Annotated in this window: 19 protein-coding genes; 6 read left to right on the top strand and 13 right to left on the bottom strand. The window is 51.9% G+C overall.

Annotated elements, in window-relative coordinates:
- Nucleotides 1-10 precede the first annotated feature (10 nt).
- Together IPK30_06425 and IPK30_06420 are read right to left on the bottom strand one after the other, a co-directional pair.
- Nucleotides 11-1,171 carry a GGDEF domain-containing protein gene (locus IPK30_06425; protein MBK8102920.1) on the bottom strand — a complete coding sequence of 387 codons (1,161 nt, stop codon included), beginning with the start codon at nucleotides 1,169-1,171 and terminating at the stop codon, nucleotides 11-13.
- The gene (locus IPK30_06420; GenBank protein MBK8102919.1) at nucleotides 1,171-1,392 is read right to left on the bottom strand and encodes a DUF3094 family protein; all 222 of its coding nucleotides are present in this window, start codon (nucleotides 1,390-1,392) and stop codon (nucleotides 1,171-1,173) included. Before IPK30_06420 ends, IPK30_06425 begins: the two co-directional genes overlap by 1 nt.
- 143 nt (nucleotides 1,393-1,535) lie before the next feature.
- Here IPK30_06420 and rapZ point away from each other — a divergent pair, with 143 nt between their 5' ends.
- A complete protein-coding gene (rapZ, locus tag IPK30_06415) occupies nucleotides 1,536-2,396 on the top strand; it encodes an RNase adapter RapZ (GenBank protein ID MBK8102918.1) in 861 nt (286 codons plus the stop codon).
- 17 nt (nucleotides 2,397-2,413) lie between these two features.
- The gene (locus IPK30_06410; protein MBK8102917.1) at nucleotides 2,414-2,698 is read left to right on the top strand and encodes an HPr family phosphocarrier protein; all 285 of its coding nucleotides are present in this window, start codon (nucleotides 2,414-2,416) and stop codon (nucleotides 2,696-2,698) included.
- Nucleotides 2,699-2,707: 9 nt separating this feature from the next.
- Here IPK30_06410 and dprA read toward each other — a convergent pair whose 3' ends face one another.
- Genes dprA through IPK30_06385 form a run of 5 tightly spaced genes read right to left on the bottom strand, consistent with a single transcriptional unit; the run spans nucleotide 2,708 to nucleotide 8,455 of the window.
- On the bottom strand, nucleotides 2,708-3,835 hold the full coding sequence (gene dprA / locus IPK30_06405) for a DNA-protecting protein DprA (GenBank protein MBK8102916.1): 1,128 nt from the start codon (nucleotides 3,833-3,835) through the stop codon (nucleotides 2,708-2,710).
- A 39-nt stretch (nucleotides 3,836-3,874) separates the two neighbouring features.
- Complete coding sequence (locus tag IPK30_06400; protein ID MBK8102915.1) at nucleotides 3,875-5,080, bottom strand: UbiH/UbiF/VisC/COQ6 family ubiquinone biosynthesis hydroxylase; 1,206 nt, start codon at nucleotides 5,078-5,080, stop codon at nucleotides 3,875-3,877.
- Complete coding sequence (gene ubiH, locus IPK30_06395; GenBank protein MBK8102914.1) at nucleotides 5,077-6,294, bottom strand: 2-octaprenyl-6-methoxyphenyl hydroxylase; 1,218 nt, start codon at nucleotides 6,292-6,294, stop codon at nucleotides 5,077-5,079. Before ubiH ends, IPK30_06400 begins: the two co-directional genes overlap by 4 nt.
- On the bottom strand, nucleotides 6,291-7,748 hold the full coding sequence (pepP, locus tag IPK30_06390; protein ID MBK8102913.1) for a Xaa-Pro aminopeptidase: 1,458 nt from the start codon (nucleotides 7,746-7,748) through the stop codon (nucleotides 6,291-6,293). Before pepP ends, ubiH begins: the two co-directional genes overlap by 4 nt.
- Entirely contained in the window at nucleotides 7,745-8,455 is a 711-nt protein-coding gene (locus IPK30_06385; GenBank protein MBK8102912.1) for a UPF0149 family protein, read from the bottom strand. Before IPK30_06385 ends, pepP begins: the two co-directional genes overlap by 4 nt.
- 97 nt (nucleotides 8,456-8,552) lie before the next feature.
- Between IPK30_06385 and IPK30_06380 the strand changes: the two genes are divergently transcribed.
- Nucleotides 8,553-8,780, top strand: coding sequence for a TIGR02449 family protein (locus tag IPK30_06380; GenBank protein ID MBK8102911.1), 228 nt, complete (start codon nucleotides 8,553-8,555; stop codon nucleotides 8,778-8,780).
- A 14-nt stretch (nucleotides 8,781-8,794) separates the two neighbouring features.
- Entirely contained in the window at nucleotides 8,795-9,082 is a 288-nt protein-coding gene (locus IPK30_06375) for a cell division protein ZapA (GenBank protein MBK8102910.1), read from the top strand.
- 76 nt (nucleotides 9,083-9,158) lie between these two features.
- On the opposite strand, the gene IPK30_06370 is transcribed toward IPK30_06375, so the two are convergent.
- Both IPK30_06370 and IPK30_06365 read right to left on the bottom strand, forming a co-directional pair.
- Nucleotides 9,159-9,725, bottom strand: coding sequence for a BON domain-containing protein (locus IPK30_06370; GenBank protein ID MBK8102909.1), 567 nt, complete (start codon nucleotides 9,723-9,725; stop codon nucleotides 9,159-9,161).
- The gene (locus IPK30_06365) at nucleotides 9,725-10,315 is read right to left on the bottom strand and encodes an SIS domain-containing protein (GenBank protein ID MBK8102908.1); all 591 of its coding nucleotides are present in this window, start codon (nucleotides 10,313-10,315) and stop codon (nucleotides 9,725-9,727) included. The genes IPK30_06370 and IPK30_06365 overlap by 1 nt, the downstream gene beginning before the upstream one ends.
- A 72-nt stretch (nucleotides 10,316-10,387) precedes the next feature.
- Between IPK30_06365 and IPK30_06360 the strand changes: the two genes are divergently transcribed.
- Nucleotides 10,388-11,203 carry a hypothetical protein gene (locus IPK30_06360; GenBank protein MBK8102907.1) on the top strand — a complete coding sequence of 272 codons (816 nt, stop codon included), beginning with the start codon at nucleotides 10,388-10,390 and terminating at the stop codon, nucleotides 11,201-11,203.
- Nucleotides 11,204-11,342: 139 nt separating this feature from the next.
- On the opposite strand, the gene IPK30_06355 is transcribed toward IPK30_06360, so the two are convergent.
- From IPK30_06355 to IPK30_06340, 4 genes are all read right to left on the bottom strand, one after another.
- A complete protein-coding gene (locus tag IPK30_06355; GenBank protein MBK8102906.1) occupies nucleotides 11,343-11,648 on the bottom strand; it encodes a putative addiction module antidote protein in 306 nt (101 codons plus the stop codon).
- Nucleotides 11,645-11,950: a type II toxin-antitoxin system RelE/ParE family toxin gene (locus IPK30_06350; GenBank protein ID MBK8102905.1), complete on the bottom strand. Its 306-nt coding sequence runs from the start codon at nucleotides 11,948-11,950 to the stop codon at nucleotides 11,645-11,647. The genes IPK30_06355 and IPK30_06350 overlap by 4 nt, the downstream gene beginning before the upstream one ends.
- A gap of 144 nt (nucleotides 11,951-12,094) precedes the next feature.
- Nucleotides 12,095-12,769, bottom strand: coding sequence for a 5-formyltetrahydrofolate cyclo-ligase (locus tag IPK30_06345; GenBank protein MBK8102904.1), 675 nt, complete (start codon nucleotides 12,767-12,769; stop codon nucleotides 12,095-12,097).
- 5 nt (nucleotides 12,770-12,774) lie between these two features.
- Nucleotides 12,775-13,155, bottom strand: a complete 381-nt coding sequence (locus tag IPK30_06340; protein ID MBK8102903.1) for a DUF488 family protein — start codon at nucleotides 13,153-13,155, stop codon at nucleotides 12,775-12,777.
- A gap of 107 nt (nucleotides 13,156-13,262) precedes the next feature.
- On the opposite strand from IPK30_06340, the gene IPK30_06335 reads away from it, so the two are divergent.
- The gene (locus IPK30_06335) at nucleotides 13,263-16,733 is read left to right on the top strand and encodes an acyl-[ACP]--phospholipid O-acyltransferase (GenBank protein ID MBK8102902.1); all 3,471 of its coding nucleotides are present in this window, start codon (nucleotides 13,263-13,265) and stop codon (nucleotides 16,731-16,733) included.
- The last annotated feature ends 53 nt before the right edge of the window (nucleotides 16,734-16,786 follow it).

Here is a 16,786-nt window from a genome sequence, read left to right as displayed (position 1 = left end):
CGACATCTCTTTAACCACCCTGCAACGGTGAGTGATAGCAAAAAGTATTTCTTTTTTCTTTGGCGAGATACATCGCACCATCGGCCAAACGACACAGCGCCGTCATGTCGCGGCTGTCTTGCGGAAAAATGGCTACGCCCGCGCTGGCGTTGACAACCACATCTTGCCCGCCCACATCAATGGGAATTGCCAAGGTGTAAAGCATTTTATTCATCGCCAAATCAATGTCGCTGCGTTTTTGGATGCCGTGCAAAATCAACGCAAACTCATCGCCACCGATACGCGAAGCGAGATCGGTATTGCGCAACACTTCGCGCAAACGCTGCGCGGTGACTTTCAACACTTTGTCGCCGGCAAAATGCCCAAATTGATCGTTGATGGGTTTGAAGTTATCGAGGTCCACATACACCAGCGCAAACTGCGCTTTTTTCTGTGCCGCCTCGCGCAACGCCGTGTCCAAGCGCGTGTAAAACTCTTCGCGGTTGGGAAGATCGGTTAGTGAATCGTGGCTCGCTTTGAAGGCAAAACGGATGCGTTCTTCTTCCAACCACCGATACAGCGTTAAATTGACGCGCTCGTAAATCATTAAGGCAGACACCACCATAAAACACAGCACGATGGGCAGTGCATTCTCCAGCAAACTGAGCGTGGTGCTATCAGACAATTGCCACGCAGCAAATCCCCATTTTTTTGCGAGCATCAAAACATTAATGGTGAGAAAAACAATCGCGGTCCATACGATGCCTGAACGCGCACCGGCCATGGGAAATACAAACACCGGCACCACAATCCACAACGCCATAAAAGGTGAATGCCCATAACCGCCGGTAATCGCAATGCCGACCAGTACGGCAATATAAATGGCAAGCACGGCGATGTTGCCCGCCTCCACTAGTGAGTGCCTGCGATTAAACACACCCAATGCAATTAAGTAGATCGTTGCCGATACCACGACAACCCCAATGCCGGCACGCATGCCTAATGGCGACAAACTGGTCGATAACAGCATCAATGCCATCAACACGCAAACGCACAAATTAACCAAAACGATGCCCACTAAAATATATGCGCGCGTACGCTGGACTTTATCGGCGCGAATCACCAGCGGAATAAACCAATCCATCAGCCTCAACAACAGTGCGACAACCCCTGTGTGGCGCGAGGCGCTCATCAAAGCAATATCCCGTTGGCTTTGGCGTACCACAAACTCACGAGGCTCATGCCAACCACGATGACAACCAACACCATCAGCAAAACCATAGGACGAAAAGGCTGACGCTCACGCCGGTGCTGAGGCAGGTTGAGGTACTCAGCCACACGCGCCATGTCCTCCTCCGACAACTTTTTGCGAGGTGCTTCGTCATCGACGGGGTTATGCACAGGTTCACTCATGATGGGGCTGACTCAAATCACTTTCTCTCTGCCAAGCTACTGTGAGCCTTGCAGCAAGTCAATGCACTGCATCAAGGTTCTAGTCATTGCTCAATTCCCGTTACACTACAGCCAGTTATCGGCGGAAACAGGTAAAAGCAACAATGCGTTTAGTCATCATCAGCGGCAGGTCCGGCTCGGGCAAAAGCACGGCGCTGCATGTCTTGGAAGACGAGGGCTACTACTGCATCGATAACCTGCCCGCTAGCCTGCTCGGCGCGTTGGTGACGCAAATACAAGGCGGCGATTACCCCGTACTGAAAGGCTTGGCGGTGAGCATTGACGCGCGCAATACCAGTCGCGACTTGGCACTGTTTCCCGCCATGTTGACGCAAGCGCGGGCGCAGATGGACTGCGATGTGATCTATCTCGATGCCAGTAAGCCCACCCTGATCAAACGCTTCAGCGAGACACGACGCAAACACCACCTTTCCAATAACGACACCGATTTAGCCGAAGCGATTGAAGCCGAAAGAATCTTGCTGGAACCCATTGCTGATCTGGCCTCGCTTACTATCGACACCAGCAAACTCAATCTGTACCAATTGCGCGATGTCGTGCGCGACCGCGTTGCACCACGCGAACCGATCGGTCTCTCGCTGCAATTCATGTCATTTGGCTATAAACACGGCATCCCCGTTGATGCCGATTTGGTGTTTGATGTGCGCAACTTACCCAACCCGCACTGGAAACCAGAATTGCGCGCGCACACTGGCCGCGAGCAGCCGGTGATTAGCTTTCTGGATAACGAAACAGAAGTTCAAGCCATGTTTGCTGATATTCAAAATTTTCTACAAAAATGGTTACCCTCCTACCAACAAAACCGCCGCTATTTGACCGTGGCGATTGGTTGCACCGGCGGGCAGCATCGCTCCGTGTATTTATGTGAAAAACTTCACGCCACCTTTCGTAAACATTATGCGATGGCACAAGTTCGCCACCGCGAACTCGCCAGTCATCATTAACTTACCGCGCAGTCTTTATGCAAGAATCAACAGTAGACATCATCAACAAACTGGGGCTGCACGCTAGAGCTGCATCAAAATTAACGCGCCTGTGTGCCAGTTTCAAAAGCAAAATTATTTTTAGCAAAGTGGTCGATGGTGAGAAAAAAGCCACCGCCGACGGCAAAAACATCATGGCGCTGATGTTGCTCGCCGCCGGTAAAGGCACACAGCTGCATATTTGCTGCGAGGGTGATGACGCGGCGCAAGCACTGGCCGCGGTAACAAAACTGTTTGCTGACCGTTTTGATGAAAGCGAATAACTCCACACGCTAAATTCGCGTGTAAAAACCGTGTTGCTGCGCCACTACGCCTTCCATTTCCAAATCCAACAACGCCGCGGTCATTTCAGCTACCGGTAAAGCGCTGCGCACGGCGAGCGCATCCAAAGAAACCGGAGAATAATCCAAGAGTGCGTAGATTTTTTTCGCCGCCGCCGACAAGCCGCCTAGCGACGGCGTTACCGCGTGCATCACTGCAAATTCTTGTTGTTTGAATGCCAGCAAACCACCCAATTCATCCAATACATCTTGCGGCATTTCCACTAATTTTGCGCCTTGACGAATCAAGGCGTGGCAGCCGCGATGAAATACCGAGCGCACGGAACCTGGCATCGCAAACACTTCTCTGCCCTGCTCGTTGGCGTAACGCGCCGTGATCAACGAGCCGCTCTGCAAACCCGCTTCTACCACCAGTGTCCCCAAACTCAAACCACTGATAATGCGATTTCGACGCGGGAAATTTTGTGCTAACGGTGCTGATTGTGGCGGCAACTCGCTCACGATTGCACCGCCACTAGCCAATATTTCATCAAATAACTTTGTGTGGCGACGCGGATAGATTTCATCCACGCCCGTTGCAACCACGGCAATGGTTTTTCCACCACCTTGCAATGCGCCGCGATGCACCGCGCCATCGATTCCCAGCGCCAAGCCGCTGGTTATCGCCAAACCGTGCTGCGTCAATGCCGCAGAAAACTCTTGTGCAATTTCTAAACCAGTGGCCGAGGCATTGCGACTGCCAACCATTGCCAACTGCGGCACATGCAATACCGCTGCATCACCGCGCACATACAACACCGTGGGCGCAGCGGAAATTTGCGCCAATAACAGCGGATAGTTTTCGCTTGCTGCAACCACAATTGTGGCACCGGCTTCCAACGCCACAGACACATCGCGTTGTGCTTGCCGCCGCAAAACACTACTGGATTTTTCTTCACAAAAATCGCGCCATAACACGACGAGCTCTGCTGGCAAATGCTGTTGCAAAAACACATTACCAGCTTGCAGCAGTGCAGGCATACCTCCTGCCGCTTCCAATAATTTTCTTTGGGAGACAGGACCCAGCCCAGACAAGCGATTCAACGCCACCCACGGCAATACATCCAAATACTCTTCCATGATTTTCTCCATCCTTGAGAAGTTATTGTAAAAAAATAGCTAGCTTGATAAACCCATCGCGTGACGCATGATTTGCTTTTTCAACAAAGGCAGCGCATCAATGCCGCGCATACCGGTATTGCGCAGCCAACGCACTGGCAGTGCTTGCTGTGCAAATAATTGTTTAAACAATTCCATCGTCGCCGTCATGGTGAGATTGGCACCACGCCGCCGCCGTTGGTAGCGTTTCAACACGCTCGCATCTGCAGGCGACAACATTTTTTCTTGCGCACGCTGTAACTCTTCTGCCAACACGCGTACATCCATAAAACCGAGATTGACACCTTGCCCCGCCAAGGGATGGATAGTGTGTGCCGCGTCGCCAATCAACACCACACGACCGCGTTGGTACGCTTGCGCGTGACGCTGGCGCAACGGGAAGGCAAACCGTCCGCGCACTTCCAACACATCACCCAACACAAATTCAAATGCACGCGCCAACTGCGCGGCAAATTCCTGCTCCGATTGCGCCAACAATTCTTGCGCCGCTTCTGGCGCCATCGACCACACCACGGAGCACCAATGCGCATCGCCGTTATTTTCGCGCAGCGGCAAAAATGCCAGCGGCCCTGTGGTCATAAAGCGCTGCCTCGCTACGGCACCGTGCGGTTTTTCTGTGCGCACGGTAGCGACTACCGCACTGTGACCATAATCCCACTCCATGGTATCGATACCTGACAACTGTCGCAGTAACGATTGCGCTCCGTCTGCCGCCACAATGAGCTTGCCCTGCACTTCGACACCACTCTGCAAAATCAAACGCGCAGATTCAGCATTGTTTTGGTCGTACAAACTCACTACCGCATCAGGGCACAACCACTGCACATTGCGCTGTTGCTGCAACTTCTCGCGCAACGCCGACACCACCAAATTATTTTCGACGATGTAACCCAATGCTGACTGTTGCACATCAGCGGCATCAAAGCTGATCTGCGCAGTACCGTCACCGTCCCAGACCTGCATGTGTTCAAAAGCAGAAATGCGCTGCGCGGCAATTATTTCCCATACACCCAGCGCAGAAAGAAATTCACGCGACGCCATGCTGAGCGCCACTACACGCGGATCAAAAAAATTACCTATCGAAAATGGTTGTGGCGTTTGATTATCAATTATTGCAATTTTGTAATCGGCATCTGCTAGTGCGCAGGCGAGCGCACCGCCTGCCATACCACCACCAACGATCACAATATCAAACACTTCACTCATAAGCCGGTCGCCTCACGCGCAAACCATTCGCGCATGCCGGGTAAAAAATCCAAACCTAACAAGGCCGCACTGCGCAAAAATTTATGGGGCGTATGACGATTAGAAAACAAACGCGGGAGCCAATCACTCGCCTTAACTGTTTTTTGCTGATCCCACTGTTGTTGCGTTAAATAGTGTTGCAACACCGACAACGCGCCAATATCGCGCTGTTCGCTTATCGCTTTTGCCAAGGTTTCCACCAAGGCGAGGCAGTCACGCATGATCAAATTAAAACCTTGGCCAGCGACAGGATGTAAATGATGTGCCGCACTACCTGCCAACACGATGCGCGTACGCACTTGCTCTCGCGCCTGCACCAAGGACAGCGGATAACAAAAACGCGCGCCCACAGACAACACACGCCCACAGCGATTACCCAACTGCGCCTGCAGTCTTTGCAAAAACTCGGCTTCCGGCAACTGCATTACTTCGTCAATCTGTTTGTCTGGCAGCGTCCAAATCAAAGCCGCGCGATGTTGATTTTCACAATCCAACAACGGCAACAAAGCCACGGGACCATCTTCAGTAAACCGTTCGTAAGCCACCGATCCATGCGGCAACTCCGTCACCACATTCGCAATCAAGGCGTGTTGTTCGTAGGGCTGCTCATCAACAGCTATCCCTAAACGCTGACGCAAAGCTGACTGCGCACCGTCTGCAATCACCACCAACTTAGCACACAGTGTTTTTTCTTCGCCATTGGTATGACGCATCAACAACTGCGCCTCTTGCGCCGTCAATGCAATATTGTTTACTTGCGTGTTGTCATAAATCGCAATGCCAGTTTGTTGTCGAACCACTTGCAATAACACTTGCCCCAACGCACGATTTTCAACCACATAACCGAGCGCTGGCAGGCCAGTTTCTTCGGCGCGCATCAATACGCCCATCGCCTGCTGGCGCTCCGACACATGCACTTGCAAGATCGGTTGCGCGTAGCGTGACAGAGTTTCCCACACCGTCATGTCTTGCAAAATATTGCGCGTGCTAAACGATAGTGCCGTGGAGCGCGCATCAAAACTCGGTACCGATAATTGCTCTTGATTGCTGTGTGGCAGTGGGTGCTGTTCAATCAACGCAATGGATAATTCCGGTAAGCGGTGCGACAACAACAACGCCAAGGCCGCGCCTGCCATACCGCCGCCAACAATGGCGATATCTGTCGTTTCTTTCATGTTTTTTTACGAGCGCGTGCAGAAGCAGCTTTCGCCGCCACTTTCGCTGGCAATGCAGTTGTTGCTTTCTTTTTGGCAGTATTGGATTTTTTTGTTTTTGCCGCCTGCTCCATGACCGACGGCAAGTGTGGATGTTGCAAGGTCATCCACGCTTCAATTTCTGTAACCGTTTTTGGCGCATTGGCAGTAATGATTTCACAACCATTTTTGGTGACTACCACATCGTCTTCGATACGGATGCCAATGCCGCGCCATTTTTTATCCACTTTTTTATTGTGCGGCGACACATAAATACCCGGCTCTACTGTCAACACCATGCCTGCTTCCAACACGCGCCATTCGCCACCGCATTTGTAATCACCGACATCGTGCACATCCATGCCTAACCAATGGCCGGCACGGTGCATATAAAAATCACGATACGCCATCTCTTTAATAAGAGCACTCACCTTGCCTTTCAACAAATCCCGTTTTACCAAACCTTCTGTGATCACTTTCACGGTGGCATCGTGTGGTTCATTCCAATGACTACCCGGTTTAATCACATCTATCGCTGCTTGCTGTGCTTGCAACACCAATTCATACAGTGCTTTTTGTTCAGGCGAAAACTTGCCGTTGACAGGGAAAGTGCGCGTGATGTCTGAAGCATAGTGATCTAACTCGCAACCAGCATCGATTAAAACCAAATCACCGTCACGCAACATGTCGCGATTTTCAACATAGTGCAGAATGCAAGCGTTATCGCCACCACCCACAATGGAAGAATACGCCGGAAAGCGTGCGCCATTTTTAGCAAACACATGCAGCAACTCTGCTTCAAGCTGGTATTCCATCATGCCAGGCTTGCACAGCGCCATCGCGCGCCGATGCGCTTTGGCTGAAATTTCCGCTGCTTGTTTCATCAATTGAATTTCTGATGCGCTTTTGAATAAACGCAATTCATGCAAAAAATGATGCAGGTCGAGAAACTCGCCTGGAGGAATGGCGCCTGAGCGCACTTTGCTGCGTATGGCGTTAACCCATTCCATCACATGACGATCAAACTCGCTGTCGCGCCCCATGGCGTAATACACGCGCTCGCGCCCTTCCAATAAACCGGGCAAAATTTCGTCGAGATCATCAATCGGAAACGCATCATCTGCACCGTAATCGCTGCAAGCACCTTCGGGGCCTGCGCGATACCCGTCCCACAGCTCACGCTCGGGGTCGCGGTCGCGACAAAACAACACAAACGCGCCGTGTGCGCGACCGGGGATCAACACCGCCACGGCATCCGGCTCATTAAATCCCGTCAGATAATAAAAATCGCTGTCTTGGCGAAACGGAAAATGCGTGTCGTTGTTGCGCAGTATTTCATGCGCCGCAGGAATGATCGCAATGCTGTTTGGCTCCATCATTTGCATCAAACGCGTACGACGAGCGACAAACTCCTTGCGCGGCAGTAAGGATTTCATTCAGTTTGCTCTCCCTGCGACGCGGGTGTATTTACCGCTTGCCCGTGTTCACGAAACAAGTCCATCGCCGCCATGCGCACAAATTCGCACAACTCAAAAAAATCGCGCTCGTTACTCTCAGCATCTTCTGGATTATTCAGTGCCGACATGTTCTGTTCCACTTCTTCAGGCGCTTCACCGTCGTCCACTTGGCTGATGGCAGCGATGTCTTCCAAAATCTCTCGGTCTTCCTGCGTCAGCGTCACACCACTGGCAATAAACGCGTACAAAAAACTGTCGCTCCACCGCGCCAATGCGCGCGTGCGCACCGAGAGAAATTCCTCACTGTCTGGCAACAATAACTGGTAACCGAGATCACCATCGGTCAACTCACCATTCACCCAAGTTTGCAGTGCGGATAGCACCGCTTCGTGCTCGGTCAGTTCAATGTCTTCCAAACAATCACTGAGTTGCACCAGCCAAGTCGGCTGGTCTGCCGTCACGCCACTGCACGCCAAGCCCGTCAGCGCGCCGTGCAGCGCGTCTGTTGCCACTGGCAACTGCAGAGCTTGCAAGCGCGCACTGAGTTGTTCATAGGAAATAAGAGCAGCCACATTCGCCTCGGTGTGATCGCAGAAAACAGCGCCGCATGCTACCACTTGCCCTGTTTGCCTGCACTGCGTCCTGTCATTGACACACAGCAGACGCAATAAAAACAGCAGGAACATCAGAGGCTTGCAGCGCCAAGTTCACAATCAACTTGCGTTGCCATGCGACGGCGGCTCACTTATAGTACGGCGCGTAATCACCTTCAGGCCACGAGCAATGAGCAGAGAACAATTCGCGGCACTTGAACACCAAGTTGATCAATTGATCTACCGCTGCCACCAACTCGAACAAGAGAATCGCTCACTGCGCTCGCAAGAAAATGCTTGGCGCAAAGAACGCGGGCGCCTGATCGAAAAAAATGAGTTGGCGCGCACACGCGTGGAAGCCATGATCGAACGCTTGAAAGCGCTGGAGCAGGAATACGGCGCCAGTACACAACAGTAAACGGGGCGACAACCATGAGCACACCAACCACCGTACGCTTGCGCATACTCGACAACGATTACCAAGTCGCTTGCCCTCCAGAAGAACAAGAAGGCTTGTTGAAAGCAGGGCGCTATTTGGATGACAAAATGCGCGCCATTCGCTCCAGCGGCAATGTGATCGGCACCGAGCGCATCGCCGTGTTGGTCGGATTAAATATTGCGCACGAGCTGTTGCAACAAACCGGTGACAGCAGTGAATTGCAGCGTCTCACGGACAAAATTACCCGCGCGTTGGGCAGTCAATCACAATTGGAGCTGTAACAACCCCAACCAACGGATATAAAAAAAGCTGCCAGCGTATTCCACACTGGCAGCTTTTTTATTGCCTAACGAAGACTCAGTTGATGTACTCGAAAGCTTTCACAATGCGCGTGACACCGCGTGTGCGCTGCGCAGAAGAGGCTGCCAATTCGCCCTCACGCTGCGTCACCAAACCCATCAAATACACCACTTTATTTTCCGTGACGACTTTGACGCGTTGACCGTTTACATCGTTGTTAAATGCGTAGCCGGTTTTCACTTTCGTGGTCAGCCAGCTGTCGTTGCTGCGTGCACCAAACTTGATATTTGGACCAACGGTGAGCGCATTTTGTACCTGACGCACTTTTTTCACTTTGGACGCAGCATCAGCGGCACGCGTGCGCAGCGATTCGCTAGGCACCTGCCCCACCAACAACACCACACCGTTGAAGCTCACCACACTGATATGCCCTTTGCGCATCTCTGGTGATACTTTTTTGATATTTACTTCCACCACATCTTCGATATGGTCGTCATCTAACACTGTGCCAAAAGTGCGTGTGCCTTGATTTTGACGCAGTGGACCATCGCTGCTGGCATCCATCACCGCGGCACAACCCGTCAACAAAACCATCAGCAAAGACGCTGAAATTAAACGCAACATTACAAACCTCCAAACATCTGATTTTCGACCAATTCACAGAGCGCGAACGATAGCAGCAAATGATTTTCATGGATACGAAAACGCGTTGCTACCGGCACGCTCACTTCGACATCACGCTCGGCTAAAAGTGCCGGCAGATGTCCACCGCCGTGCGCGGTGATCGCGATGACAGTCATCTCGCGCTCGTGTGCCGCTGCCACCGCATTGAGCAAACTGGCGGCAGTACCTGTGCCAGTAAACAACACCAAGCGATCCCCAGGCTGGCCAATGGCGCGTATCTGCCGCGCAAAACCCTCACTGACACCGTAATCGCCTTCAATCGCACCCAACAATGCTGTGCTGTTATCTAACACTACGGCGGGCAAACCTGGGCGTTCGCGCTCGCCTTGATTCATCAATGTCACGGCAAACATTTGTGCGATCAGCGCCGAGCTGCCGTCCCCGCATACCAAGATCTTGCCATCCGCCAACAGACACTCCGTCAGGGATGCGGCAGCGCGCACCAAGGGCGCAATCACCACATCAGCACAATCCATCTTGGCGCTGATGCTTTGGTGAAAAAACTGTTCGACCTGTGCCTCGTATTCCATCGCCGATTTCCGCGCAACATGAAGCGTGTATTCTAGCGCAGCCCTCCATCCCTCCACCGCAAGATGCGCACCATGGTCTATCGTTCATTGCTCTTTCTCTTGTCTTTATTCCTGCTTATTGCCTGTACCAATACCTCTGCCCCGCTCACCTCAGAGCAGCGCCTACAACTGGGCAGGGTCTATCTCTATGGCAACAGCAACGCGCACGAGGCTTACTTTCATGGCGACATCCGTCAGGGCGGGGCAAGTGGCGCACTGAAAGGCGCAGGCACAGGTGCACTTGATGGCTTGGATGGTTGCCTCGACAGCGCGCTAGGGGCAGGCACGCTAGCGCCCTTGGTGCTCGTTGTCTGCACGCCGTTTGTGGTGCCCGCTGCCATCGTGAAAGGCGGTCGCGCAGGCAGTAAGCCGCTGATCCCAGATGAAACACTGGACGAGCTCAAAACCCAAATTAATCAAACGCTGCAAAGCGCTGACCTCAATGGTGCGCTGGTCGCCACCGTGGATGAGCAAAGCCAAAAACAAGCTGCGCTCGCTACCTACGACATCAGTCACGGCATCCTGCCTACACCAGAAAAAAATCAAACCATTGAGCAACTAGCTACACAATGGGGCTACCAAACCGTGTTGCATATTGAAGTGAAAACAGCTGGCTTTGAATCCGATACAGGACGCGTACCAATGATGCACTTCTCGATGACGGCCCATACAAAATTGGTGGATGCGCGCAACAATAAAACGCTATACAGCGGCGAATACTGCTACGACAGCGCCACGCAACCCGTCAATTACTGGCTAAAAAATGATTACGGTTTACTGGCCGATGAAATCATCAAAAGTAACCGCCAAATTGCCAGCGACATACTCAAAGATATTTTCTGGCAGTAGCTAAAAACCACTCTCCACAATTTAGGCGTTGTGCACGCCCGCTTCCGTCACGATCGCATCCATAGCAATATCGTAAGTCTGCGGAAAAATAGTCGGCAGTTGTGCCGCTTGCATAGCCAGCGCAAAGCAAGAGGGAGGGTTATGTAGTAGGCAGGTGCTGGGGTTGGAATGTTAATTTTAGCCCCAGTGCATTTGCCACTTTCATCACCGTAGCAAAGCTGGGATTGCCATTAGTAGAAAGAGCTTTGTATAACCCTTCACGCGATATACCTACATCGCGGGCTAGCTGGCTCATGTTTCTTGCTCTCGCTACTACCCCAAGGGCTTGTGCGATGAAAGCAGGATCATTGCCGGCATTTTCTAAACACGCCTCTAGGTATAGCGCGACTTCTTCTTCGGTGCGTAAATGCTCGGCGGTGTCATAACGGCTAAATACTTCTGTCATTTTGATTCCTCCCGCCACTGAGCGGCTAAACGTTTGGCTTTTTCAATGTCAGCAGCTTGTGAGCTTTTATCACCACCACAAAGCAACACTACCAGCACAACTCCATACCGCAGGAAGTACACGCGGTAACCTTGCCCATAGTCGATACGCAGCTCACTCACGCCATCACCAACAGATTTTGCATCTCCAAAGTTGCCAGTAGCCACCCTGTCTATTCGAGCCTGTACTTTGGCGCGAGCACGCAAATCCTTTAGGTTGTTCAGCCAATCATTGAAAGTACTGCTTTTTAGAACATCAATCATGGGTCAACTATAGGCAACAACCAAAGAAATGTAAACCACAGTTAACGCTTTATCCATCTCAACCACCCAATCTGCCGGTGATTTTTTAACTTTCACTTCAGTAATCAACTCCACTGTAAAAGTTGTAATGCGAAGTCTCACTCGTCAGGGAAACAAAGCCCCCGCTTCCGTCACGATCGCATCCATAGCAATATCGTAAATCTGCGGAAAAATAGTCGGCAGTTGCGCGGCTTGCATCGCCACGCCAATCACAAACGGTTTAGGCGCTAACGCTGCCAGCGTGCGATCAAAATAGCCACCGCCGTAACCCAAACGGAAACCGGCGGCATCCCATGCTACGCAGGGCGCCAACAAAATATCTGGCGTGAGTTGCGCATTTTCTGCGGGCGGAATGGGAATATGCCAGCAATCTTTTTTCATCACCGTATCAGGAGTCCACGCGCGAAAAATTAACGGCGCGTCCTGCTGCTCGGTGATCGGCAGAGCAATGCGCACGCCGCGTTTGTGCAGCGCATGAAACCAAAACACTAAATCTAATTCACCTTGAATCGGCCAATAGCCGCCCAACACTTTGCCGCGCAAATCGACATATTTTTTTTCCAGGATCGCGTCAATATTTTTAGCAATCGCCTGTGCGTAAGTTTGACGCTGCTCTGGCGTTAACGCGCGGCGTATTTCACGCTGGCGTTGGCGCTCGGCTTTGCGCCACCGCGCGAGGTCACGCTGCTGCTGCTCATCTACACCACTTTCTACATCAGCCGCATAACAGACCGGCGAGGCATAACGCGCTGTAGGTTTTTGTGTGTCACTGACTGACATGGCGTTTACGACTTCCTTTTTTTCTTAACATGATGCGCTAAATAATCTGCCAACACCACGGCGTTGTTGTGTTCGCGATCTTTCGCGCCGTAGAGCAGCGTCACCGCACCTTTATGTAGCCAAGCGGCACACTGCGCCACCGCTTCTGGATTGCTATCCAACTCGGCAGTGTAGCGTTGGCGAAAGGCTTGCCATTTATCTGGATCGTGTCCAAACCACTGGCGCAGCGCATTGCTCGGCGCAATATCGCGTATCCACTCACTCAAATGCAGATGCTCTTTTTGCACGCCGCGCGGCCAGAGTCTATCAACCAACAAACGCGCGCCGTGCACTTGCGATAAATCATCATAAGCGCGCGCCAGATGGATACTCGCCTTGCCCGTCATGCTTGCCTCCTGCGCGCGGCTATTCGCTCTCGCGCTCGTTTGATTGTCTGCCTCGCGCAAGCTACAGTCAAACCTTGCTGCAACAGCACCGAGACAGGAGAAAAACGATGTGGGATTTATTCAGACGACGCGGCTTTACGCCGTATGTGGCAATGCTGTTTCTCAACGCCTTTGTGGATCTCGGCCACAAAATTGTGATTCAAAATACCGTGTTCAAAATTTTTGATGGCACCACGCAAAGCGCCTTAATTGCCGTGGTCAACGCCATGATTTTGCTGCCGTTCATCCTGCTGTTTTCTCCTGCAGGACATGCAGCTAACCGCTACCCCAAACCACGCGTGATGCAAATTGCCGCATGGGCTGCTGTCGTCGTCACCTTGCTGATTACTTTTTGCTATGCACAGGGTTGGTTTCGTGCGGCCTTTGCCCTAACACTTATTCTCGCCGCGAAAAGTGCGTTTTATTCGCCAGCGAAATACGGCTACATCCGTGAAGTTGGCGGCACCGACAATATCGCCGCTGGCAATGGCGTGGTACAAGCCACAACAACGATCGCCATTCTCTCCGGCATGTTTGTGTTTTCTTTTTTATTTGAACGCACGCTGGCGGCACACCCAGATGCAAAAACAGCTGATGCCATGTTGCAGCTCATGGTGCCACTGGGCTGGTTGTTGGTGGGCAACAGTGTGATTGAGTTAGTGCTTGCCTATCGGCTGCCTAATTTTTCTACCGATAAAAGCCACGAAGCATTTTCTGTGTTGCAATATTTTCGCGGTGACTATTTGCGTCGCAATGTCAAAACGCTGCGCGAACAGCGCGTGATTTGGTTGTCCATTATCGGCCTGTCGACTTACTGGGGGTTGGCGCAATCCTTGATCGCGGTTTTCCCTACTTTTGCCGAAGAGCGCTTGCAAGAACACAACACCGTCGCCATCCAAGCGATGCTCGCTATCACCGGCATCGGTGTGATGATCGGCTCGCTGTTTGCCGGTCGCATTTCTCGCCATCACATTGAAACCGGTTTGATTCCTGTCGGCGCACTTGGCATCGCGTGCAGCTTGGCGATCTTGCCCGCTTTGCATACCACTTTTTCGCTGGCACTGTTGATGTTGGCGATAGGCATAGCGGGCGGTTTATTTATTATTCCTCTCAATGCGTTGATTCAATACCAAGCGAGTGCAGAAAAAATTGGCACCGTACTCGCCGGCAATAACTGGGTACAAAATGTCACCATGCTGAGTTTTCTCGCCGTCACGGCGAGCGCGTCTTGGATTGGCTTAACGAGCAGCGGTATGTTTGTTTTGCTCACCATTGTGGCAGTGATCGGCGCTGGTTACACCGTGTCACAACTGCCGCAATCATTTGTGCGTATTGTGTTTACCGCGCTGTTTCGCGGCGCGTATCGCATTGATGTCAGTGGCTTTGATCGTATTCCGCGCACCGGCGGCGTGTTGCTGCTCGGCAATCACATCAGTTGGATTGATTGGGCGATGGTGCAAATTGCCTGCCCGCGCCCAATACATTTTGTGATGCAGCGCGAAATTTATAACTTGTGGTTTTTGCGGCCATTTTTGAAAGCGGTCGGCGCTATTCCCATCGCCAGCGGCAATAGCAAAAACGCCTTACAAGAAATCAATCGTTTATTAAAAGATGGGCAGGTGGTGTGCTTATTTCCCGAAGGCGCGATCAGCCGCAATGGCCAACTCGGTGAGTTTCGCCACGGTTTTGAACGCACAGTAGATGGCGTAGACGGCAGCATCGTACCGTTTTATTTACACGGCTTGTGGGGCAGTCGTTTGTCGCGTGCCAGCGAAAAGCTGCACGAAAATCGCACACGCGGTATCAAGCGCAATATTTTGGTCGCTTTCGGCGAAACGCTGCCGATCACCACGCAAGCCACGCAGGTGAAGCAAAAAGTCGCTGAATTATCGATAGGTGCGTGGCAACAACAGACCGACTGGTTGGATCCGCTGCCGCTCGCGTGGTTGCGCACTGCGAAACGCAATCTGCGCCAAATTAGCGTGATGGATAGCAGCGGCACGCAATTGAGTAATTTTCGTTTGTTGATGGCCGTGCTGCTGTTTGCACAGCGCATCAAAACATTCAGCCGCGAACAGCGCGTCGGTTTACTACTGCCCACCTCAAGCGCCGGTTTGATCGGCAACATGGCCGCATTGCTCGCCGGCAAAACCGTGGTGAATTTAAATTACACCGCCAGCGCAGAAGCCATTGAAGCTGCATTGGATGCCGCTGATATTCAAACTGTATACAGCTCGCGTTTGTTTTTGAAAAAACTGGAGCAAAAAGGTGTGGCGGTAGAGACTATTTTTTCTGGCGTGCGCCTGCGTTATCTCGAAGATATGAAAGCCAGTATCCTGCCCTATCAAATGGTTTTTGCTGCCTTGATGCTATTACTGCCCGCACGCTGGCTGTATCGCTTGTTCAGCAAAAAATATCATCACTTAGATGATGCCGCTGCGATTTTATTTTCCAGTGGCAGCGAAGGAAAACCCAAAGGCGTTGTGTTGTCGCACCGCAACATCATCGCCAACTGCGTGCAAGTGTCCGATGTGTTGAACACACGACGCGACGATGTGATCGTCGGCAGTCTGCCCTTGTTTCATTCGTTTGGTTTAACCGTCACCAGTTTTATGCCACTGCTGGAAGGGATCCCAGTCGTGTGCCATCCAGACCCTACCGATGTGCTCGGCACCGCCAAAGCCATTGCGCGCCACAAAGCCACCGTGCTGTGCGGCACTTCCACTTTCTTGCGCCTGTATGTGCGCAACGCCAAAATTCATCCGCTGATGTTGCAATCATTGCGCGTGGTAGTGGCTGGTGCAGAAAAACTGGCGCCCGATGTGCGCGATGCATTCAAACTGAAATTCAATGTCGATTTGTTTGAAGGTTATGGCGCCACCGAAACCACGCCGGTGGCCAGCGTCAATATTCCCGATCAACTCGATGACCGCTACTGGTTCGTACAGCGCGGACAAAAAAATGGCACTGTTGGTTTGCCACTACCTGGCACTGCGTTTCGCATCGTCGATCCACACAGCTTAGAAAAACTGCCACCACAGGAAGACGGTTTGATTTTGATCGCCGGCACTCAAGTGATGCTCGGCTATCTCAACGATGCAGAAAAAACGGCACAAGCCATCGTCGAGATCGACGGCCAGCGCTGGTACAAAACGGGCGACAAAGGCCATCTCGATGAAGATGGTTTTTTAGTTATCGTCGATCGCTATTCGCGTTTTGCCAAAATTGGCGGTGAAATGATTTCACTCGCGGCGGTGGAAGAAGCTGTGCAGCGCGTGATTGCCACCACCAGCATCACGCCGGATTACGCGATTGATTTATTAGCCGTAAACATACCCGACGAGAAAAAAGGTGAGCGCATCGTGTTGCTCTACGCCGCCAATATTGACGAAGATGATTTACGCAAAATGATGCTCGCTTCCGATACACTCGCCCTGATGATGCCCGCCGAATATGTGCAAGTGCCTGCCATTCCAAAACTCGGTAGCGGCAAAACAGATGGGGTTGCAGCGAGAAGGTTGGCATTGGATGCACTGTGAATAATCCGTATGTATTTCACGCGGCAATAGATTGTCACCTCTAGTTTTTTGGC

The sequence above is a fragment of the Cellvibrionales bacterium genome, from assembly GCA_016713115.1.
GTDB lineage: Bacteria > Pseudomonadota > Gammaproteobacteria > Pseudomonadales > UBA7239 > UBA7239.
This window is presented reverse-complemented; position numbering and strand designations above follow the sequence as displayed.